This is a genomic window from Sinomonas sp. ASV322, assembly GCF_030908245.1.
Taxonomy (GTDB): domain Bacteria; phylum Actinomycetota; class Actinomycetes; order Actinomycetales; family Micrococcaceae; genus Sinomonas.
This window is the reverse complement of record NZ_JAVFJJ010000010.1, coordinates 43,282-64,993: the sequence shown is the minus strand read 5'-3', so window position 1 is coordinate 64,993 and position 21,712 is coordinate 43,282. Positions and strand designations below refer to the sequence as shown.

The 21,712-nt window shown below is 70.4% G+C and carries 17 protein-coding genes and 1 pseudogene; 8 read left to right on the top strand and 10 right to left on the bottom strand.

Features of this window, described 5'->3' with window-relative positions:
* Positions 1–145: 145 nt before the first annotated feature.
* The 5 genes from RBS12_RS13970 to RBS12_RS13950 all read right to left on the bottom strand — a co-directional run bounded on the left by RBS12_RS13970 (position 146) and on the right by RBS12_RS13950 (position 4,751).
* Positions 146–1,369, bottom strand: a complete 1,224-nt coding sequence (locus RBS12_RS13970) for an MFS transporter (protein WP_307966728.1) — start codon at positions 1,367–1,369, stop codon at positions 146–148.
* A gap of 4 nt (positions 1,370–1,373) precedes the next feature.
* The gene (locus RBS12_RS13965) at positions 1,374–2,345 is read right to left on the bottom strand and encodes an aldo/keto reductase (RefSeq protein WP_307966727.1); all 972 of its coding nucleotides are present in this window, start codon (positions 2,343–2,345) and stop codon (positions 1,374–1,376) included.
* Positions 2,346–2,522: 177 nt separating this feature from the next.
* On the bottom strand, positions 2,523–3,806 hold the full coding sequence (locus tag RBS12_RS13960; protein WP_307966726.1) for a hypothetical protein: 1,284 nt from the start codon (positions 3,804–3,806) through the stop codon (positions 2,523–2,525).
* Positions 3,807–4,111: 305 nt separating this feature from the next.
* Positions 4,112–4,447, bottom strand: coding sequence for a YnfA family protein (locus tag RBS12_RS13955; protein WP_307966725.1), 336 nt, complete (start codon positions 4,445–4,447; stop codon positions 4,112–4,114).
* Positions 4,448–4,460: 13 nt separating this feature from the next.
* A complete protein-coding gene (locus RBS12_RS13950; protein WP_307966724.1) occupies positions 4,461–4,751 on the bottom strand; it encodes an antibiotic biosynthesis monooxygenase in 291 nt (96 codons plus the stop codon).
* Positions 4,752–5,027: 276 nt separating this feature from the next.
* Here RBS12_RS13950 and RBS12_RS13945 point away from each other — a divergent pair.
* The 3 genes and pseudogenes from RBS12_RS13945 (at position 5,028) to RBS12_RS13935 (ending at position 8,464) form a co-directional block, all read left to right on the top strand.
* Positions 5,028–7,171, top strand: a pseudogene (locus RBS12_RS13945) (copper-translocating P-type ATPase).
* Positions 7,172–7,184: 13 nt separating this feature from the next.
* On the top strand, positions 7,185–7,712 hold the full coding sequence (locus RBS12_RS13940; RefSeq protein ID WP_307966723.1) for a hypothetical protein: 528 nt from the start codon (positions 7,185–7,187) through the stop codon (positions 7,710–7,712).
* 92 nt (positions 7,713–7,804) lie between these two features.
* Positions 7,805–8,464 carry a DUF305 domain-containing protein gene (locus tag RBS12_RS13935; protein ID WP_307966722.1) on the top strand — a complete coding sequence of 220 codons (660 nt, stop codon included), beginning with the start codon at positions 7,805–7,807 and terminating at the stop codon, positions 8,462–8,464.
* 58 nt (positions 8,465–8,522) lie between these two features.
* Here the strand turns inward: RBS12_RS13935 and RBS12_RS13930 are convergent, their stop codons facing one another.
* From RBS12_RS13930 to RBS12_RS13910, 5 genes are all read right to left on the bottom strand, one after another.
* The gene (locus RBS12_RS13930) at positions 8,523–9,755 is read right to left on the bottom strand and encodes an MFS transporter (protein ID WP_307966721.1); all 1,233 of its coding nucleotides are present in this window, start codon (positions 9,753–9,755) and stop codon (positions 8,523–8,525) included.
* A 154-nt stretch (positions 9,756–9,909) separates the two neighbouring features.
* Positions 9,910–11,607 (bottom strand): DUF222 domain-containing protein, encoded by a 1,698-nt coding sequence (locus tag RBS12_RS13925; RefSeq protein ID WP_307966720.1) that lies wholly within the window; start codon positions 11,605–11,607, stop codon positions 9,910–9,912.
* A gap of 144 nt (positions 11,608–11,751) precedes the next feature.
* Positions 11,752–13,212 (bottom strand): NCS1 family nucleobase:cation symporter-1, encoded by a 1,461-nt coding sequence (locus tag RBS12_RS13920; RefSeq protein ID WP_307966719.1) that lies wholly within the window; start codon positions 13,210–13,212, stop codon positions 11,752–11,754.
* 105 nt (positions 13,213–13,317) lie between these two features.
* Positions 13,318–13,992, bottom strand: coding sequence for a GntR family transcriptional regulator (locus tag RBS12_RS13915; protein ID WP_307966718.1), 675 nt, complete (start codon positions 13,990–13,992; stop codon positions 13,318–13,320).
* 75 nt (positions 13,993–14,067) lie between these two features.
* Positions 14,068–15,585, bottom strand: coding sequence for an MFS transporter (locus RBS12_RS13910; protein ID WP_307966717.1), 1,518 nt, complete (start codon positions 15,583–15,585; stop codon positions 14,068–14,070).
* A gap of 151 nt (positions 15,586–15,736) precedes the next feature.
* Here RBS12_RS13910 and RBS12_RS13905 point away from each other — a divergent pair, with 151 nt between their 5' ends.
* From RBS12_RS13905 to RBS12_RS13885, 5 genes are all read left to right on the top strand, one after another.
* Positions 15,737–17,017, top strand: coding sequence for an MFS transporter (locus RBS12_RS13905; RefSeq protein WP_307966716.1), 1,281 nt, complete (start codon positions 15,737–15,739; stop codon positions 17,015–17,017).
* Between the two features lie 234 nt (positions 17,018–17,251).
* Positions 17,252–17,860, top strand: a complete 609-nt coding sequence (locus RBS12_RS13900; protein WP_307966715.1) for a helix-turn-helix domain-containing protein — start codon at positions 17,252–17,254, stop codon at positions 17,858–17,860.
* A gap of 368 nt (positions 17,861–18,228) precedes the next feature.
* The gene (locus tag RBS12_RS13895; protein ID WP_307966714.1) at positions 18,229–19,413 is read left to right on the top strand and encodes an alkaline phosphatase family protein; all 1,185 of its coding nucleotides are present in this window, start codon (positions 18,229–18,231) and stop codon (positions 19,411–19,413) included.
* 425 nt (positions 19,414–19,838) lie between these two features.
* Positions 19,839–20,981, top strand: a complete 1,143-nt coding sequence (locus RBS12_RS13890; RefSeq protein ID WP_307966784.1) for an NADP-dependent malic enzyme — start codon at positions 19,839–19,841, stop codon at positions 20,979–20,981.
* Positions 20,982–21,205: 224 nt separating this feature from the next.
* Complete coding sequence (locus RBS12_RS13885) at positions 21,206–21,709, top strand: DUF456 domain-containing protein (RefSeq protein WP_307966713.1); 504 nt, start codon at positions 21,206–21,208, stop codon at positions 21,707–21,709.
* The last annotated feature ends 3 nt before the right edge of the window (positions 21,710–21,712 follow it).

The window sequence follows — 21,712 nt, the reverse complement described above, 5'->3', positions numbered from 1 at the left end:
ATGAACAGATCGTTGCTTTCCGTAACTATCCTAGTTCGGGTTTCATTCCGGACCTGTTCCTTCCAGTACGCGTACGGGAAGGAACAGGTCCCGCGAGGGCGCCACATCCGCGGATTTCCGGGCCTCGGCTTGCGGGCGGCCGGGGCTACGCGCCTTCGGTCGAGGCCAAACGCGTACGCGACGGACCGGCGCCGTCCGCTGCGTGCCGGTCCACGCGCCGCGAGATCCGCGAGATCCGCGGGACAACGAGGACCGCGGCCAGCGCCACTATCGTGAGCGCCGCGCAGGCCCAGAAGACCCCGCTGTAGCCGCCGAACAGCGTCGAGCCGAACCCGATGACGCCGCCCGAGACAATCGCCCCGAGCCGTCGCGTGTTCGTGAAGAGCCCCGAGGCAAGGCCTGGGCGCGGGATGATCTGCTGGAAATACGTGAGCCCGACTCCCGCGACTACGGCGAAGAACCACGCATTGAGCACCTGCACCGCAACAAGCAGCACAGGCCCCGAGACGAACGCCATCGCCGCGTAGTATGCGACGCCGACGGCGCATCCCGACGCGAGGAGGCGGAGGCTCGAGAATCGCTTCGTGAGCTTCCCGATCGCGAAGAGCGCGGGAATTTCGAGCGCTGCCGCGACTCCGAGCGCGATGCCGGCCCATTCGATCCCCAGCCCGAGCCGCTGCGTCGTGAAGAGCGCCATGATCGAGACGACGACGTTGTTCGTCGCCTGGAGCGCGATGAAGGCGAGGACGACGACGGCGACGGCACCGCGCGGGAGGGGTGCGGCGTCGTCGTCGGCCGCCTGCGGCTGGGCGGACGCTCCCGCAGCGTTTGCACGGTTGCGGAGAGCCGCCGTCGTCGCGAAGGCGAGGACCGCGATCGCCGCGATCGCGATCAGGATGGACCGCTCGCCGAGGGACCCGATGAGGAGCGTCGCGAGCGGCGGGCCCGCGACCCATGCGAACGAGACGATCGCCCGCGTGTTCATCATCTGCGCGAGCGGGGTCTCGTTCGCCCTGAGGTGGGCGAACAGGAGCGACGAGCCGACGCTCGCGGGCCCGCCGAGGGCAACGAGGAGGACGACGGCGAGCGGCAGCGACGACGCGACGAGCAGGAGCGCGGCGACCACGAGGGCGAGGGTGCTGCACACGAGCATGGGCCGGAGGTAGTCGTGCGTGCGGTCAGCGTACGCGGGCATCACGAGGGACGCGACGAAGCCGCTCGCGTTGTAGAGGGCGAGCGCGAGGCCGACTTCGGCGTCGCTCGCGTGGAACAGCGCCACGAGGAGGAGGGCGAGGGCGGGATTGAGGAACGCGAACTGCAGACCCCAGAGGAGGGCGGCGGACGGGACGAGGAGGCGGGGCAAGCGCATGCGGTCAGAACCCGGTCGGCTCGCGGAGGGTGTAAGGCTCCTCGAGCAGCCTCGCCTCCTCGTCCGTGAGGTCGAGGCCGACGGCGGCCGCGGCGTCCGGGAGGTGGTGCGGCTTGGTCGCGCCGACGATCGGCGCGGCCACGGTCGGGTTCCGCAGCACCCAGGCCAGGGCCACTTGCGCCATAGGCACGGCCCGCTCCTCCGCGATCCGCTGGACCGCGTCGACGATGGGACGATTGCCTTCGTCCGAATAGCGGCTCTGGAGCGGGTCCGTCGTCGAACGCGTCGTCCCCTGCTCATCCCACGGGCGAGCGAGCCGCCCCTTGGCGAGGGGAGCCCACGGGACGCTGCTCACGCCCTGGTCCTCGAGGAGCGGGAACATCTCGCGCTCCTCTTCGCGCTGCACGAGGCTGTACTGATTCTGCATCGAGACGAACGGGGTCCAGCCATTGAGTTCTGCCGTGAACTGCATCGTGGCGAACTGCCAAGCCCACATGGACGAAGAGCCGAGGTAGCGCACCTTCCCGGCCTTGACGACGTCGTGCAGAGCTTCCATGGTTTCCTCGATCGGCGTCTCGGGATCGAAGCGGTGGATCTGGTAGAGGTCAACGTAGTCAGTGCCGATGCGTCGCAGCGACGCGTCAATCTGCTCCATGATCGCCTTCCGGGAGAGTCCCGAACCCCCGGGGCCGCGGTGCATCGGGAAGAAGACCTTGGTTGCCAGGACGACGTCCTCGCGGCGCGTGTACTTCCGGATGGCCCGGCCGACGATCTCCTCCGACGTGCCGAAGCCATAGACGTTCGCGGTGTCCCAGAACGTGATGCCGAGCTCGATCGCCTGACGGAAGATCGGCTCGGCCGCGTCGTCGTCGAGCGCCCACTCGTTGAAGCCGCGCGACGTGTCTCCGAAGCTCATGCAGCCCAACGCGATCCGGCTGACCTTGAGCCCGGAATCGCCGAGGCGGGTGTACTCCATGCTGACGTCCTTTCATCGGGTCTGCAGTCCACGCTACGCATGGCCGCGCCCGTGAAGGAGGCCCTGCCAGGGCGCCCCTAGTCCCGAGCCCCGCTTGCGGCCGCCGCCTTGCTCGCGACGTACGTGCCGTGGCCCGAGACGACGAGCCCGGCGCCGAGCGTGAGCACCTCGCACACGTCAGAGCAGCGAGAGCAGCGAGAGAATCGAACTTCCGCTCCCGGATCCTCCCTGGCCCGTGTTGGCGAACCCGCCTGCGCCGTTCGGGGTGCCGAGCCCCGTGGGACCGTCCCATCCAGTGCCCGCGGTGCACCATTTCGTCGTCGTGCAGGAGCCGTTGCTGCCCGAGGTGACGTCGAAGAATGCGCTGGGGTGGGCGTAGGGGATGCTGTTCGCGGAGACGCCGTTGGCCGAGGCCCCAGTGCTTCCAGCCAAGGCGTACACCGAGGCGATGATCGGAGCGGCCTCGCTCGTGCCGCCGAACTGGCCCCACGTCGAGGTGGTGCCCGAAATCGGGTAGTAGACGGCGAGGCCGCCGTTGTTCGGGTCCGAGACGGCGGCGACGTCGTTCATGGCCCGCTTGGCGCATCCAGTGCTGTAGTTGGCGGCTGCGGGGAGGGCGGCGTTGTACGCCGAGCAGCCCGAGCCGGTGCCGATCCACACGGTCTCGCTCCAGCCGCGCGCGGTGGACGCCTTGGCGAGCGAGGTCCCGCCGACGGCGGTCACGTAGCTCGAGGAGGCGGGATACGCGGCGCCCTGATAGCCATTGTCGCCCGCGCTCGCCGTCACGGCGATGCCGGGGACGTTGTAGTACTTGCCGTAGTACGCGTCCGAAGCATCGGAGCCGCTGTAGCTATTGGAGATCGCCACGACGCCGGCGGTCTTCCCCGCCGTCTGGACTCCCGTTCCGAGGTCGCTGAAGTAGCTGGAGTTGGCCTCAATCACCACGATCTTGCAGTCGGGACAGGCCGCAGAGACCGCGTCGACGTCGAGCGCCTGTTCCTGGGCCCAGCCGAGGTTGTACGCGGGCAGCGTCGTACCGCCGGTCTGGTTGAGGATGCGAAGGCAGCCGCTCGCCACGGTGCATGCTGGGAGGCCGAACTGCTGCCGGTATGTCGCGAGGTCGGTCGCGAGGTTCGGGTAGCCGTACGCGTCGACGATGGCGACGGTCCGACCCCCAGAGGAGGTTCCCTCGAGCTTGTAGGCGTCGCGGAGCTGTGCCGGCGTAAGGCCGGACGACGGTGGGGCACTCAGCGTCGGTGTCGCGTTCCCTGAGGGGTCGACGACCTTGCGCGCACCGCATGCGGCCTGCCCGGCGATCGGAAGCGAACACACTCTGACGGTGTTCCTGAGACCGCGCACAGCTCCGGGATTTGCTGATGCCGGCGACATCCCGGCCGTGACGGCGCCGCCGAGCAGCAAGGCCGCGGCGGCAATAGACCAGGTCTTCTTGATGGCGAACATCCCCTATTTCTCCGAGTCCGTTGGTTCCGTGTGGTGGGGACCGCGCGGGAGCGCCACCCAGCGACGCCATCGCACGGGAGATTCGGCGGCCGGGTTGCCCAGCAGTCCGGCCGCCTGACGTTCCGGCCGCGGACCGGAGTTCATGTCAACCAGTACAGCTGCCGAGCTGGCGGGGGGACATCAGTAGTCGATACCCGGCTTTTCGGATGCCGTACCGCATCGGTACTCGAGTACTGAGAGTGGTCCTCTCGTGGGCGGCACGCCGGCCGAGTCAGCAGACCTCTGGCGGGCCGGGCGGTGTCCGCCTACTGGCCCCGCGGGGCGTACATGATGACGGCCATGCCCGCGAGGCAGATGAGGGCGCCGACGATGTCCCAGCGGTCGGGCCGGAAGCCGTCGAAGGCCATGCCCCACGCGATCGACCCGACCACGAAGACCCCGCCATACGCGGCGAGAACGCGGCCGAAGTGCGCATCCGGCTGGAAGGTCGCGACGAAGCCGTACAGGCCGAGGGCAATCGCGCCCGCACCGATCCACACCCAGCCGCGATGTTCGCGGACCCCCTGCCACACGAGCCATGCGCCGCCGATCTCGAGGACCGCGGCGAGCGCGAAGAGCGCGATGGAGCGGATGACGGTCATTCCCCCTCGACCCCTAGTCGACCGTCGTGAAGTGCTCGACGTTCGGGAACGGGTCGTAGAAGTGATGGAGCAGCGCCTTCCAGCTCTCGTACTCATCCGACCGCCGGAAGCCTTCGGTGTGTGCTTCGACCGAGTCCCACTCGACGAGGAGCAGGTAGAGGTTGGGGGATTCGACCGACCGCGACAGCGAAAGGCTGCGGAACCCGGGCTGCGCGCTGATCAGCGGTCGCGCCGTTCGGAAGGCCGCTTCGAACTCGGTCTCGCTCCCGGGGCGGACGGGCAGGATCGCGTGTTCCAGAACCATGTGCCCAGCATTTCATGGGAGCTGCCGCGCTCCGGCCCGTTTCTTCGGGGCCGGACCCCGTGGCGCGCCGCGACGCGCCGATTCCCGAGTGATCGGGAAGAGACAACCGGTCAGGAGCGGGAGCTCGGCCCCGGACGGCGGCGTCAAGGCTTGCCGAATATACCCCCTAGGGGTATATTCGGAGGCGCTGTCAGCGATGTAGACGGTCCGGGCCTCGCCGCTACCGTCGATCGACCACAGCGCAACCATCCGCTCACCGGAAGGACGGCGCTGGCCATGACCGATCACAGCTCCCACCACGTGCACGACGGCGCAGTACGCGACGACGCAATGCACCACGACGCAGCGCATCACGACGCCGCGCACGACCACGCAGCGCGCGACCACGCAGCGCCAATTAGCCCAGGCCACGCCGACTCACACGCGGTCCACTCGCGCGGCCACCACGCGGGCCACAGCGTCGCGATGTTCCGCGACAGGTTCTGGCTCACGCTCGCGCTCACGGTCGTCGTCGTTCTCTTCAGCCCATGTTCTGGCACCTGTTCGGCGCGATGCCCCCCGAATTCCCAGGCAGCGCGTGGATCCCGCCCGTTCTCGGCACGGTGGTCTTCCTGTATGGGGGCCGGCCGTTCCTCGCCGGTGCCGTGCGCGAGCTTCGCGAGCGCCAGCCGGGCATGATGCTTCTCATCGCGATGGCGATCACGGTCGCATTTGGTGCATCGTGGGCCACGACCCTGCATATCGGCGGCTTCGACCTCGACTTCTGGTGGGAGCTCGCGCTCCTCGTCACGATCATGCTCCTGGGCCACTGGCTCGAGATGCGTGCCCTCGGGGCGACGCGGGGCGCGCTCGAGGCCCTCGCGGCGCTCCTCCCTGACGAGGCGGAGCGCATCGTCGACGCCGGGACGGAGACGGTCCCGGCCGCGAGTCTCGTGCGGGGCGACCTCGTGCTCGTCCGCGCGGGCGGGCGGCTTCCCGCGGACGGCCGGATCGAGGCTGGAACCGCTGACGTCGACGAGTCCATGATCACGGGCGAGTCGCGGGCTGTGAGCCGCGGACCGGGCGAGACGGTCGTTGCGGGGACGGTCGTGACCGACACGAGCATTCGCGTGCGGGTCGAGGCCGTGGGGGAGTCGACGGCGCTTGCCGGCATCCAGCGGATGGTCGCGGAGGCGCAGGCCTCCTCGAGCCGGGCGCAGGCGCTCGCCGACCGCGCGGCGGCCTTCCTCTTCTACTTCGCGACCGCGGCGGGCGTCGTGACCTTCCTCGCATGGGCTCTTCTCGGAAGCCTCGACGACGCCGTCACGCGCACCGTGACCGTGCTCGTCATCGCCTGCCCTCATGCGCTCGGCCTTGCGATTCCGCTCGTCATCGCGATCTCGACCGAGCGCGCCGCGAAGGGCGGCGTCCTCGTCAAGGATCGACTCGCCCTCGAACGCCTCCGCACGGTCGACGCGGTCGTGTTCGACAAGACCGGGACCCTCACGCGGGGCGAGCCGGACGTCGTCGGCCTCGCCGCCGTCGCCATGGGCGACGCCGAGCTGCTTTCTCTCGCGGCGGCGGCCGAGGCCGAGAGCGAGCATCCCGTCGCGCGCGCCGTCGTGCGAGCAGCCGTCCAGCGAGGGATCGCCGCCCCGCGTGCGATGGGCTTCGCGGCCCGTCCCGGCCATGGCGTCGAGGCAACGGTCGACGGCGCCCTCGTCAAGGTGGGTGGCCCCGCCCTCCTCGCGCGCGAAGGCCTCGGCACGCCTGCCGAGCTCGCCGACGACGTCGAGCGCTGGAAGGCGCGCGGGGCGTCCATCCTGCACGTGATCCGCGAGGGGCAGGTTGTCGGTGCGCTCGCGCTCGAGGACGCCGTGCGCGACGAATCCCGCGCGGCGGTGCGGGCGCTGCAGGATCGCGGGGTGCGCGTCGTCATGATCACGGGCGACGCGCGGCAGGTGGCGGACGCCGTCGCCGCCGACCTCGGGATCGACGAGGTCTTCGCCGAAGTCCTCCCGCAGGACAAGGGGCAGAAGGTCGCCGAACTCCAGCGGCGCGGCCTCAAGGTCGCCATGGTCGGCGACGGCGTCAACGACGCACCCGCGCTCGCCCGCGCCGACGTCGGGATCGCGATCGGCGCCGGGACCGACGTCGCGATCGAGTCCGCCGGCGTCGTGCTCGCGGGGAACGACCCGCGCTCAGTCGTTTCCGTCATCGAGCTCTCGCGCGCGAGCTACCGCAAGATGTGGGAGAACCTCGCATGGGCCACGGGGTACAACGTCCTCGCCGTCCCGCTCGCGGCGGGCGTGCTCGCGTTCGCGGGGATCGCGCTCTCGCCGGCCGCGGGGGCCGTGCTCATGTCGCTGTCCACGATCGTCGTCGCGCTCAACGCCCAACTCCTGCGCCGACGCGAAGTGGACCCCGCGCGTGTCGGATAGCAGGATGGGGAGCGTGCCGTTGCGCTTCGCCCCGGTTCGGGCTGCCGTTCTCGCGCTTGTCGTCCTGTTCGTGACGGCGGGCTTCTTGGGCATGCACGTCCTTGCGGCCCATGAGGCGCACGCGGCGGCGCATGCCGAGGGTGTCGTCGCGGACTCGTCGGCTCCCGCTTCGGGCGCCTCGAGCGTCGAGCGGACGACGGCGGGGCATGCGCACGTGCGCGGCGTCGCCGGTGCGGGGCTCGCCTCGGGGGAGCACATGGACCGCGGCATGGAGCGCAGCGTGGATTCCGCGGGCGGCGCCCGGCTTAGCGCTTCACAACCCGGTGAGCGCGCGGCGTGCCACGCGGGATGTCCGCCGTCTGGGGTTGGGCACGCGACCGATTGCACGCCGGCGCCGGGGGTTCCCGCGCCGGTGCCGCCCGCCGTCGTCGTCCTCTCCCGGTCCGATGCGCGGCCGGTGGGCGGGCTCGACAGGCAGCCCACGGTCCTCACGGCGCTGCGCGCGCCGAGCCTCGACGCCCTCTCGATCAGCAGAACGTAGGCCGAATCAGGCCCCGAGCACCCCGCCGTCCGGCCGGGTGCCGCGCTTTCGTGCGCTTCCACGGAATTCATGCTGATTCGACAGGAGAAACCATGACCACGACCTCTTCCAGCACCTCGCCGCACCAGTTCCGCGCCCGCGGGCGGCTTGCCCTCGTTGGCGGGCTCGCCGTCGTCGGCCTCGCGCTCGCGGGATGCGGGGCGTCCGCCTCTGACGGGAAGCCTACGTCGGGCTCCGATGCCCACGCGGGCCACTCGATGCCGACGGGCTCGACGTCCGCGGCGCCCACGGGTGCTTTCAATTCGGCCGACTCGATGTTCGCGCAGATGATGATTCCCCATCACGAGCAGGCTGTCGAGATGAGCGATCTCGTCCTGGCCAAGCCCGGCCTCGACTCGCGGGTCTCCGCGCTGGCCCAGCAGATCAAGGGCGCGCAGGCCCCCGAGATCGCGACGCTCAAGGGATGGCTCACCGGGTGGGGTCAGCCGCTTTCGATGCCGAGCAGCTCTGGCCACTCGATGGAGGGAATGATGACGGATGCCGATCTGGCTGAGCTCAAGTCGGCCGATGCTGCAACGGCCTCGAAGCTGTTCCTCGCCCAGATGATCGCGCACCACGAGGGGGCTGTGCAGATGGCCCAGACCGAGAAGGCCTCGGGGCGATATGAGGGCGCAGTCGCGATGGCAGGGTCCATCGTCTCCTCCCAGACGAAGGAGATCGCGGACATGAAGGGCCTCCTCGCGGGGATGTAGCGCGGTTGTGCCGTGGGCCGCCGCGCCTGGTGGGTGCGGCGGCCCCCGGTGGTTCTGCCTATTCCGCGTGGATGTCCCGCGCTGGCACGAGCGGCACGGCCGCAAGCGGCGCGATCGCGACGAGGCAGAAGGCGAGCGGGTAGCCGACCGTCGCGATGAGTGCGCCCACTGCGGGTCCGACCCCCGACGCCGCCAAGAACTGCCCCGTGTTCTGGGCGCCGAGCGCCGCGCCCGACCAGCGTGGGCCCGCGGCTTCGGCGACCGACGTGAAGGCGAGCCCGTTGTCCGCGACGCTCACAATCGATGCGACCACGAACGCCACGGCCGCCGCCGCCCGAATCGACGCGATGTCCGTGACGGCGGCGAGCACCATGGTCGCCGCCGCCGCCGCGGCCACCCAGCGGAGAAGCCTCACCCGGCTGCCGAGCCGGTCGCTCCAACCCCCGACCACGATCCGGCCCAGGGCGCCCACGACCTGCGCCCCGCCCACGACCGCTCCCGCCGCAACGCTGTCCATTCCGGCGTCGGCCATGAGCCACACGAGGCCGAACGTCGAGAGCGTGAACTGCGGCACGACGAGCAAGACCGACACCGCATGGATCCGCCACAGGAACGAGCCGCTCCGGTAGGGGTTCGTCGCCTCGTCGGCAGCCGGGCCCGACGACGGCGCCGAGCGCGGGGGATTCTCGATCCAGCGCGCGCTGAGGACTGCGATGACGCCGCAGAGTGCTGTCGGCAGGATCATCGCGGCGGCCGGTCCGTATGCCGCGGCCGTGGTGGGCACGGTCATGGCCGCGATCGTGACCCCGAACGGCTGGGCCATCTGCCGGATCCCCATCGCGAGCCCGCGGCGATCGCGCGGGAACCACCCCACGACCACGCGGCCGCTCGCCACATTCGTGCTCGCCGCGGCGGCGCCCCCGAGGAGGCCGAAGACCCCGAGAGATACATACCCGGGAATGACGACGGCGCCCAGCGCGGCGAGCGTCGTGAGCGCGAGTCCCCCGGAGATCACCCAGCGTTCGCCGATCCGGTCCGCGAGGGCGCCCCAGGCGATGAGCGTGAACACCATCCCGATCGTGGGCGCGGTCGCGAGCAGGCCGGCCTGGGCGAGGGGGATTCCGAGTTGCGTGTGCAGTTCCGGGATGAGGAACGCCGGCGCGCTCACGAAGGCCGTGCCCGAGGTTTGTGCGCCGACGCCGAGGGCGAGCATGAGCCACGCCTTCGGTGGTGTCGGAACACGCTGTGCCGTCGCGGGTGCAGGATCGTTCTTCGTGTGTCGCGTTGTCATGTTTCTCCCGCCCACCCCGTTTCTCCCTTTGCGCGGTCCTCCAATGCACGGACCTCCGAGGACATCGTGGACCATGGTCCAGAATGTGAGCATTTTTGTCTCATATTTCGGACACTGAATTCGGGTGGATAGGAGACGCCAGCCCTCTGGGCCGTCAGAAGGGTGGGGATGGGTCGGCTTCGGGGTAGGTGAGGTGTCGGCGTCCGATGGGGGAGGTCCATTCGAGGATTCCGCCCTGGGGCGGGGCGGGATGTGGGCTTCCGGCTTCTGTTGGTTGGCTCTTGTGCTGGTGGTTGGCGACTTGGTGCTGGTGGTTGGGAAGTTGTTGGACTTTCCAGTGTCCGAGGGTTTTGAGGCGGTGGTGTTCGCGGCAGAGGAGGGCGAGGTTGGCGGTATCGGTGCTTCCGCCGTGCTGCCATTCGGTGGTGTGGTCGGCTTCGGTGGCGGGGGCGGGCTTGTCGCAGCCGGGGAACCTGCATGCCCGGTCGCGGGCGCCGAGGAACCGGCGGATCGCCAGGGAGGGGGTGTAGCGGCGGCGTCCGAGGGCGAGCGGGGCGCCGGTGCCGGGGTCGACGTACATGGTGGTCCACGTCGCGGCTTCGGCGGCGAGGAGCCGAGCGGCGGGAGCGTCGAGGGGGCCGTAGCCGAGGATCTCCCCGGGTGCTTCGGACTCTCCGGTGAGGGTCCGGGCCGGGACGGTCACGACGAGCTCGGCGCGGATCCCGCGCAGGCCGCCCCAGGGCCTGGAGGAAGGGGGTCTGCCCACTGGGCTCTCGCCGAGGGCGTCACAGGCCCCGATGCCGCCGGGCGTTGCGGTGGCGGAGGTGTTGGTTTCGGGCGTGGCGCTGTCGGGCGCGGGGTTGCTAGGAGCAGTGCTGTCGAGGAGGAGGTCGGCGAAGGCGTCGGCGCGCAGCTGGGCGATGCCGCGGGGCTCGGTCGGGGTTTGGAGGGAGCGGGCGATGGCCTCGAGCCGGGTGTCGATCGCGGAGCCGACCTCGACGGGCAGGTGGGCGGTGATCCAGCACATGCCGTCCTGGGCGGGTTCGAGGTCGACGCGGCGGAACGCGGCCGCGCGCTCCCTGCGGGCGGCGAGGGGCTCGTCGTGGTAGTCCTCGGCCAGCCGGCGGAGCCGGCGGGAGAACGTTCCCGGGCTCGGGGCCCGGTGCGGGTCCGCGGGGCAGGCGATCGCGACCGCGGCGGCGCTGAACCGCGCGCCCTGGCCGGGCGGGAGCACGCATGCGTGTTCCATCACGGCCCTGGCCCGGCGCCGGTCCAGGCGGCCCTCGCCCAGGGCTTCGAGCACGGGGGCGAGGTCCCGGTCGGCCAATACGAGGGCCTCCTCGACGATGGCACGGCCGGTGCGCGCGGAGACGTTCAGGGCCGCGGCGACCTCGGATGCGGTGATCGGTACGGTGTCGGCGGCCTCGAGGGCGTCCTTGGCGCCGCGGCGGAAGTGCCCGTGCAGCTCTGAGACCACGAACGCCCGCAGCGCGTGGATCCGGGACTCCTGGGCCTCGAGCAGCCGGATCATGTCGACCAGCCTGCCGGCGAACTCGGCCCGGGCCTCGAACTCCGCCGCGGCCCGGGACAGCGCAGTACGCCCGGGCTCTTCAGAAGCCGGCCCCTCGGGCCCCGGCACGCCCGGTCCATCGGGTGCGGGCGCCTCGGGCGCTGGTTCTTCGGGTGCGGGTGCCGCCTCCCACTGCGGCACCTCCGGCGGCCCGGGCGCGTGCGGCTCGGGTGCTGGCAACTCGGGAACTGGCGCCGCCTCCCGCCCCGCCGCCGTCTCCGGGCCGCGCGCGAGCGACCCGGCGCCGTCGTCCGCTGGGCCTTCCCCCATCATTTCCCCCATGGACCAACCATCCCACCGGCCACCGACAAAATAAGGCGCCGCTCGGATTCGCCCCCAGGGTCTCCCGGCGGGGGCGGGCGTCCCGCGCGTGGGTCCCGGCCCCGCCGCTTGTGGCCCGGCCGCTTGTGCCTACACCGTCCGTGCTTACGCCGCCGGCGCGCCAGCCTCCTCAGCCATCGCGGCACGCACCGACTCGGCGATCCGCGGGTCGTCGCGGGAGATCAGGTAGTGCACGACGGCGGCGATGGCCGCCCCGATGAACCACGAGAACGCCGCCGCGGCTGCGAACGCGGGAACGAGGGCGATGACCACCGCAGGCGCGGCAGAGACGACGAACGAGAGGATCGCCTTGGGGTTCCACCCGCCCGAGTAGGTGTAGAAGCCTTGCTCGCGGAACAGGTCATGGACGACGACGTGCTGGCGCCGGAGCACGTAGTAGTCGGTCATGATGATGCCGAAGAGCGGACCGAGCAGCGCGCCGAGGCCTCCGAGGAAGAGGTTGATCACCACGGGGGAGTTGAACAGGTTCCACGGCGTGATGACGAGGGCGACGACGGCGGCGATCAGCCCACCACGCCGGAAGTCGATCTTCGACGGCCAGACGTTGGCGAGGTCGTAGGCCGGCGAGACGAAGTTCGCGACGACGTTGATGCCGAGGGTTGCGACCGCGAACGTCACGGCGCCGAGCAGGAGGGCCCAGATGCTGTTGATGCGGCCCACGACGTCCACCGGATCGTAGATGTACTGGCCGTACACCTTGAACGTCCCCGCGGTGACGACGACCGACACCACGGAGAACGCGATGAAGTTCACCGGGAGTCCCCACACGTTCGCGGTGCCGACTGCCCTGCGGGTCGGTGCGAAGCGCGAGAAGTCGCAGAAATTGAGCAGCAGGGTGGAGAAATAGGTGACGGTGAGCGAGACGGCGGCGAGGAACGCCTGGGCGACGCCCCACGTGGCGGTTCCACCGGGAAGGTCGAGCGAGATGCTCCACCCGGCGTTGATCAGGATGTACACGACGAGAAGCGCCATCACGACCCACACCGCAGGACCGGCCCAGTCCTGGAACCTCCGGATGGTGTCCATTCCGTTGCGGAGGAGCAGGAGCTGGAGCGCCCACACGAGCAGGAACGCGAGCCATCCCAGCGTCGATTCGCCGAGGAAGTTGTTTCCCGTGAGCCCCTTCAGATCAGGCCAGACTTGGAGGGCGATGACGATCACGGCGCGTGACGCGAGCCATGTCTGAATTCCGTACCATGCAATTGCCACAAGGGCTCGGATCAAGGCGGGAAGGTTCGCGCCGAATGTTCCGAACGAGATCCTCGCGAGCACGGGATATGGCACGCCCATCTTCTGCCCTGCGAATCCCGAAAGGTTCATGAGGAGGAAGACGATGATGATTCCCAGCGCGAGCGCCAGGAAGACCTGCCACGCGCCCAGCCCCAAGGCGAAGAGGCCTGCCGCGAAGGTGTAGCCGCCGAGCGAGTGGATGTCTGACATCCACATGGCGAATAGCGAATAGAAGCCCCATTTGCGGTGTTCCGCAGGTGCGAGGTCTTCGTTGTGCAGCCGCGGGCTTGTGCCCGTAGGGATTGCAGGGGACATTGTCAGCGCTCCTGTCCCAAAGAATTTCCCGAGGGAAACATCCCTATTGAATTACGAAAAAATGGTATGCCGTAATTAATCGGGGGTCAAGGTGCCGAGGGGCCGCTATTTCGGGAGCCGCCCGGCAAGGCCGTCGAGCACCGGCTGACGGCCCAGCTCGACGTGGGCGGCGGCGAGGGTTTCCGCGAGCTGGGCACGGCCCGCGAGGATCGCCTCGCGGATCTCCTCATGCTCGATCGTGTTGAGCTCCATAGGGCGGCTCACGCCGAGGCCGAAGATCCAGCGCACGAGGCCCTGGAGTGGCCGGAGCGAGCGCGCGAGCAGTCGATGGCCCGAGACGTTGACGATCTCGGCGTGGAACTCGCTGTTGAGGTCGGACGCCCGTTCGATGTCGCCCGCGTCCGCCGCCGCCTTGGCGAGCTCGAGGAGCTCGGTGAGCCGGCCGCCGTCGGCCCCTGCTGCGACGCGCTCGGCAGCGCGGCGCGCTGCGAAGGATTCGAGCATGACCCGGAGGTCGAAGACCTCGTCGACGTCGGTGAGCGTCAGGCTCCTGACGACCGCCCCTCGGCGCGGCGCGGTGACGATGAAGCCGTCCTGCTCAAGCCGGTGCAGCGCCTCGCGCACGGGGATGCGTGAGACGCTGTGCTGGTCGGAGAGCTCCCGCTCGCGAAGACGCTGGCCGGGGGCGAGGCGACCCGCCACGATGTCTTCGAGGATGAGCTGGTAGACGTGGCTTGCGAACGCCTCGTCCGGGGCAAGGGCCTGCAGCGGGGTCTCCATGGGGAGAGGATATCGTTCGGGGTGCCCGCAGAGCTTGGCTGGCGCGCACTATCGGACGACGTCGGAGCTTGCCCGCTACCGCACTTCGGGCCCGCGCACCGCGAGTGCCCCGAGGCCCGCGAGCACGACGGCGGCCACCGCCATCCCAGCGAACGGCGCGACCCAGCCGCCCGTCGCTCCGTGGGCCCAGCCGGCCGCGAACGGTCCGATCGACGCGAGCGCGAAGCCCGCCCCCTGCGCGAGGGCGGAGAGGCGGCCGGCGGTCGCGGCGTCGTGCGAGCGGATCACGATGAGGGTGAACGCGAACGCGAGCGTGCTCGCCTGGGAAAAACCAAGTGCGGCGATCGCGATCGGCATGATCGACAGCGGCCCCGCAAGGACCCACACGAGGCATGCCCCGATCGCGAGTCCGATCCCCGGCCCGACGATCCGCGCCCCACGCCGCCGCCCCACAATCATCGGCACGACGAAGCTCGCGGGCAGCCCCGCGACGCTGAACCATGCGAGCAGTCCCGACGCCGCTTCGGCGTTCGCGCCGCGGTCCGCGAGGTACGTCGGAAGCCACGAGGTCACCGCGAAATAGAGCAGCGCCTGGACCCCGAAGTACGCCGTGATCGCGAGGGCCGTGCGGTTGCGGAGCAGGCGGCCGCGGGGCGGGGCCCCAACGGATGACGACGGCGCGACGGTCGTGCGCGCGATCGCACCCGGGTGCGGGGCGCGCGTTGCGGCGGACGACGGCGGCGCCTCCGCGCATGCGATCGCGTCCTGGCCGCGGGCCCGCAAGGGCGCAGCGGCCGACGACGACGCCGCCTCCGCGCATGCGATCGCGTCCTGGCCGCGGGCCGGCAAGGGCGCAGCGGCCGACGACGGCGAGGCGCCGTCCCGCGCGACGCTGGCCCCGCCGTCGTGCGCACCGCGGGGGACGCGGGCCGCTGTCTCCAGCGGAGGGGCCGCGTCGCCGTCGGGGGCTCCGCCGGGAGCTGACGTCTGCCGGGGCCGGAGGGTGGCCCACGCGACGGCGCCGGCCGCGATGGCGGGGAGCGCCCACGCGCCGAGCGCTCCCGGGAGGCCCCACCACGTGGCGGTCGGGGTGAGGAGCGCGGCGCCGATGGCGGCGCCGCTTCCCATGCCCATCGTCGTGATCCCGGCGAGCCACGTGGCCCCGCCGTTCGCCTTGACGAGCTGCGGCACGAGGACGCTTCCGACCATGATCGCGCACCCCGCGATGACGGTTCCGGGCAAGAGCAGTGCGGGGCTCGCGACGCGGAGGGCGAGTGCGGCCGCGAGGGCGAGCATCGACGTCGTCAGAGCTGGGGCGAGACCCCAGCGGCGGGCGAGCCACGGGCCCAACGGCGCCGACAGGCCAAAGGCGAGGATCGGGGCCGAGCCGAGGGCCGCGAGCCATGGTGAGCCGGGAGCGTAGGCCGGGCCGAAGACGCTCGCGAGGGCGGGGAACGCCGCGGCGACGCTTGTGACGGCGGGGCGGAGATTGAGCGAGACGAGCAGGGCGCTCACGGCGGCCGCCCAGGGCACGCGCCCGCGGGCGGGGCCCTTGGCGGGGGCTTGTGTGGGCAGCTCGGCGCGGATGCTCATGCGACTCCTTTTGGTATACCAAAACCATACCGTCTCGACGCCCGAGTCTCAAATCCCAAACGGCCCAACGCGGACTACGCTGAGATCGACCGTCACCCGGACCCGCGCCGGAACACGACGGGCGGAGACCACGACAAGCCGGGAGCCGTTCATGACCACTGAGGCCTCGCACCAGAACAACGTTCCCGGCTCGGCGCTCGCCGAGCCCGTCCGCCGGGTCGGCGGGCTGTGGATCACGGGCCTCGTGCTCGTCAACGTCGGGATCAATGCGGCGTTCTTCGGACCCATCCAAGTGCTGATCGCGCAGCAAGCGCAGGCGTTCGACCCGGGCAAGAAGGAAGCGATCCTCGCTTTCGTCACGGGGGTCGGCGCCATCGTCGCGCTGTTCGCGAATCCGCTCTTCGGCGCGTTCTCGGACCGCACATGGAGCCGGTTCGGCCGCCGTCGTCCGTGGGTGCTCATCGGCGCGGTCCTCGCGGCTGGTGCGCTTCTCGGGCTTGCGGGTGCCCCCAACGTCGCTGTGGCGACCGTACTGTGGTGCTTCGTGCAACTCGGGGCCAACGGCGCATACGCCGCCATCACGGCCGCTATCCCGGATCGTGCTCCGGTTGAACAGCGTGGCACTGTGGGCGGGCTTGCTTCGATGGGAGTGACCGTCGGGATCCTCCTCGGAGCTGTGATTGGCGCAGTCGTCTCCGGCAACTTCGCGCTCGGCTACGTCCTCTGTGCCGCCGCGCTCCTCGTGGGCGTGGTGCTCTATCTCGCGAAAGGGGTCGACGATCCTCTGCCACGCGCGGCGATCGAGCGCTTTTCGCTCGGTTCCTTCCTCGCATCGTTCTGGGTCAACCCGCTCCGCTACCCCGACTTCGCCTGGGCGTGGTTCACGCGCTTCCTCTTGATGCTGGGGAACCACATGGTGATCCTCTATCTCCTGTTCTTTCTCGGCGACGCCGTACACCTCAAGGAAAAGGAGGGCATCGAGCCTGCGACGGGCTTTTTGATCCTCACGGGGCTGTACGCGGTGATCACGATCGTCACGAGCATTATCGGAGGGAAGCTTTCGGACCGGATGGGCAAGCGCAAGCCGCTAGTGATCATCTCTTCGGTCATTGTGGCGGCGGCGTCCCTCACGATCGGCTTCTTCCCGGTCTGGCCTGGGGCTATCGCTGGCGCGTGCATCCTCGGGGTCGGCTACGGAACGTATCTCGCGGTCGACCTGGCGCTCATCACCCAGGTCCTCCCGCAGGCGGCCGCGCGCGGCAAGGATCTCGGCGTGATCAACGTCGCGAACTCGCTCCCGCAGGTGATCGCGCCAAGCATCGCGGCCCCCATCGTCGTGTTCTGGGGAGGCTACGTCACGCTCTATGTCGCGGCCGCCGTCGTCGGCCTCCTCGGGGCGGTCTTCGTGACGCGCATCCGCTCGGTGGCCTAGCCCGCGCGCCCAGCCCGCTGCGCGGCCCGTGGGCGTGGCCAGCTGCCGCCTAGCCGTGCGCGCGAATGCGTCTAGGGTGGCGCGAAAGTGCCCTCGGGGCCCGGGCGAATCGGCCTCTGGCGTATAGTTGGGGGCACCCCGCCGCGTTGCCCTTCGACGAGTCTGCACCCCTCGCCGCCGTCGGCTTCGGGGGTACCACGTACAGCCACATCGCCAGAAGAAAGCTGCTGCGCCGTGCTCCAACTGCCCAATGACCTGGTGTCCATGGAGGCTGCGCCCACGACCCCTCGTCTGGCCGAGCGTTACGGCATGATGCTTGACGCCGCGGCCGAGTTCGCTCGGCTTGAGTACCCCGAGGTTGAGGTTTCGGCGGTCGCCGAGCGCGCTGCTGTTTCCGTCAGCACGGCCTATCGGTACTTCCCTTCGGCCGCGCACCTTCTGCTCGCCCTCCACCGCCGCCAGCTCATAGAGCTCCGCGAGCGCACGGCGAAGCGCTCGCGGTCCTCCGCGAGTCGTGAGGCGCGGCCAAGGCAGCTCGCGGGCGCCGCGGTCGAGCTCCTGCAGATGCGCCTCTCGCAGCCGGCGGTCAACAGCTGCCTCGACGAGCTCGTCGTGCCGGCCGACCACGAGCTCGGGCGGCTCATCGGCGAGGTCGACGAGCTCTCGTGGTCCGTCCTCGGTCGCCTCGCCGGGGGCGCCGCGCGCGGCAAGAGCATCGTGCTCATGGTCTCGGGCCTGGTCGCCGCGATCCGTACGGGCCGGCTCCTTCCGTACGAGGCCGAGCAGCAGCTCAAGGACGCGTGCGCTCTCCTCGAACCGACGACGACGGCGCGGCTCGCCTGAGCGAGTCCCGCTCGCGGGATCCTGGCCACGCGTTGGGCAACATCTGGCCACTCGTTACACCTCGCCCGACACGTAGTCACTTCCCGCCTGACCTCCCGCCTGACGCGCAGCCACCTCCCGCCTGACGCGCGGCCACCTCCCGCCTGACGCGCGGCCACCTCCCGCCTGACGCGCCGCCACCTCCCGCCTGACGCGCCGCCACCTCCCGCCTGACGCGCCGCCACCCCCCCTGACGCATGCCCATTTTCGTCTGCGGTTAACCTTCCCGACGCCTTCGCGCCACGCGCTCTCCAGCCGTGCGTCGTCGTCGGCCGGTAGTTAAGACTTTCGGCACTCCGCCCCCTAGGAGTGAATCTGAAAGGAACCCCATGCGTAGTGTGCTCAATCGTCGCGCGATGAGCGCGGTCGTGGCCCTCGCCGCTGCTGCCGCGCTGACCGGTACCGTTGCCGTCACGGCCGCGGACGCCGCTCCCCAGAATGCGCAGAGCGGTCCGGACCACGTGTTCGTAATCATGATGGAGAACCACGGCTACGAGCAGGTGATCGGCAACACGGCCGACGCTCCGTACATCTCGTCGCTCGCCGAGCGCTACAACGTCGCGGACAACTACCACGGCGTGACGCACCCGAGCATGCCGAACTACCTCGCCGCGATCTCCGGCGACTCCCAGGGCATCTTCGATGACTGCAAGGCCGGCGCAACCGTCACGTGTGACCCCGAGGAGTTCACGACGACTTCCGAGGACACCGCGCTCAACGCCTTCCTCACGCCGGCCCAGTTCGCGAAGGCCGCCTCCACGCCGCACATGTTCTCCGGCCGGACGATCGTCGACCAGCTCGAGGAGAGCGGCCGCACGTGGAAGGCCTACATGGAGAACCTCCCGGCCGCTGGTTCTCAGGCCGTGTACGCCCCAGTCATCAACGGCACGACGGTCAAGCTCTACGCCCAGAAGCACAACCCGTTCATGTACTTCTCGCGGATCAACTCGCCCGGCAACCCGCGCCTGCAGAACATCGTCCCGGCCGAGGGCAACTTCAGCCACGACCTTGCGACGGGCAACGTCCCCAGCTTCACGTGGATCAGCCCGAACCAGTGCCACGACATGCACGGCGTCTCGCCGTCCGGCGCCGCGCTCATCGGCCTCCCGCAGTGCGGCTACCCGGACTCGGGCCTCGACCACGGCGCGATCCAGCTCGGCGACGCCTACGTCAAGAAGACCGTCGAGGAGATCATGAACTCGACCACGTGGAAGACCACGAACTCGAGCATCGTGCTCGCGTGGGACGAGAACGACTACTCGGGCTCGTCGGGCGGCCCTGGCAGCCCCGTCGGCTTCAGCACGCCGAACGGCCCGGGCACCGCGGTCTTGGGCGGCGGCCACGCCCCGCTCATCGTCATCAACTCGGCGGAAGGCCCGCACAAGGCCACGGGCCAGCTCTCCGACCACTACACGCTGCTGTCGACGATCCAGCACCTGTGGCACCTCGGCTGCCTCGCCAACACGTGCTCGCCGACCACGTCCGGCACATTCGAGGAGCTCTTCCGCCCGTAAGGGATTTCCCGTCGGGTTTCGAGCGGGCCGGGTGCTGCTAGGGGGGCGCACCCGGCCCGCTGGCGTTGTGTCGATGCCCGACGACGATGGCGGCGTGGGCGTGAGCCTCGCCACTTCCGTGTTGCGGAAACTCCGTCTCGTCCCGCAGGATGGAAGTACCTCATTCCCGGGCCACAAGCCGAGCAGACATCCCCGCCCGGCCGGCCTCCCGGAAGCGCCGCATCCGGCGCAGATCCCCGGACCCTTTGCCGATCACGCGGTCGTGCCGCTCCCTGCCCGACGAAGCTCAGGGTGACGCGCCCGCCCGCGTGCGTGCCGCCGTCGGCCGTTGCGCCGACGGCTCGATCCAGGAGACCAGTGCCGTGTCCCACTCCTCACCCGCCCCCGCCGCCCCGCCCTCCCTTGACCACACCCAGACCCAGCCCATCACGGACGAGGAGATCTTCTCCTCGCACGAGGGCGGCAAGCTGTCCGTCGGCGTCGTCCGCCCGCTCGCGACCAAGCGCGACCTGTCGATCGCGTACACTCCCGGCGTCGCCCAGGTGAGCCGCGCGATCGCCGCCGATCCCGATCTGGCCCGCACGCACACGTGGGCGTCGCGGCTCGTCGCCGTCGTCTCGGACGGGACGGCCGTGCTCGGCCTCGGGAACATTGGGCCGGCCGCGTCGCTGCCCGTCATGGAAGGCAAGAGCGCCCTGTTCAAGACGTTCGGCGGGCTCGACTCGATCCCGATCGTCCTCGACACGACCGACGTGGACGAGATCATCGAGACGCTCGTGCGGATCGCGCCGAGCTTCGGGGCCGTGAACCTCGAGGACATCTCGGCGCCGCGCTGCTTCGAGCTTGAGCGGCGGCTCATCGAGGCCCTCGACATGCCCGTCATGCATGACGATCAGCACGGCACGGCCGTCGTCGCCCTCGCCGCGCTGACCAACGCCTCGAAGGTCGTCGGGAAGGAGTTCTCGGAGCTGCGCGTCGTCATCGCGGGGGCGGGCGCGGCGGGCATCGCCGTCGCCGAGATGCTGCTCACCGCCGGGGTCCGCGACGTCGTCCTGCTCGATTCGAAGGGCGCGCTGCACACCGGCCGCGGCGACCTGACCGGCATGAAGGCCGAGTTCGCCGAGCGCACGAACCCGCGCGGCGTAGCAGGCGGGACCGCCGAGGCGCTGGCCGGGGCGGATGTGTTCATCGGCGTCTCGTCGTCGACCGTGCCGGAGGAGCACATCGCCGCCATGGCCGACGGCGCAATTGTCTTCGCGCTGTCCAACCCGGACCCCGAGGTGGCGCCCGAGGTCGCGCGACGGCACGCGGCCGTCGTCGCCACGGGGCGCAGCGACTTCCCGAACCAGATCAACAACGTGCTCGCATTCCCCGGGATCTTCCGCGGTGCCCTCGACGCCGGCGCCCGGCGCATCACGCCCGCGATGAAGCTCGCGGCCGCCCGCGCGATCGCCGAACTTGCCGAGGACAAGCTCTCCGCCGACTACATCGTCCCGAGCCCCCTCGACCCGCGCGTCGCCCCGGCCGTGACGGCGGCCGTCGCGGCGGCGGTCGTGGTGGGGGAGTAGCGGGCAGCGTCGGAATGCGGACGACGGCGGGTGCGCACCCGCCGTCGTCCGCGTCTTTGCCCCGGTCCCGGCGTCGGGGGGGCCTGACTTCGGCGTCGGGGGGCCCGATCTCGGCGTCGGGGGGGCCTGATCTCGGTGTCAGGGGGCCTGATCTCGGTGTCGGGGGGCCTGATCTCGGTGTCGGGGGGCCCGACCTCGGGGTTAGGGGGCTAGGCTGGGGTGCCGTGGATGGACCTGCCCTCGCCGCCCTGCTGACCGGCCTCGCCCTCGCGGTCGCGGTCGCCGGCACGATCGTCCCGGTGCTGCCCGGGAGCGTGCTCGGCATCCTCGCGCTTCTCGAGTGGGCGCTGTTCGGCGGCTCGGGGGCGGGCGGCTGGATCGTGTTCGCGATCGGGACGACGTTCTTCGCCGCGGGAATGGCGGCCTCGTACGTTCTCACGGGGCGCAAGCTCGCGGCCCGCGGCGTCCCGAGCGGATCGGTCGTGATCGCCGCGGTGGCCGCGATCGTCGGCCTCTTCGTCGCGCCGGTCGTGGGGCCGATCGTCGGCTTCGTCGTCGGGCTGCTCGGGAGCGAATGGGCGAGGACGCGCGATCTGCGGGCGGCCTCGTCGTCGTCGTTCGCTGCGCTCAAGGCCGTCGGGCTCGGACGCCTTGTCGAGTTCGCCTGCGCCGCCGTCGCGGTCACGGTGTGGGTCGTCGGGGCGTGGCTTTACTTCTCGAACCGGTGACCG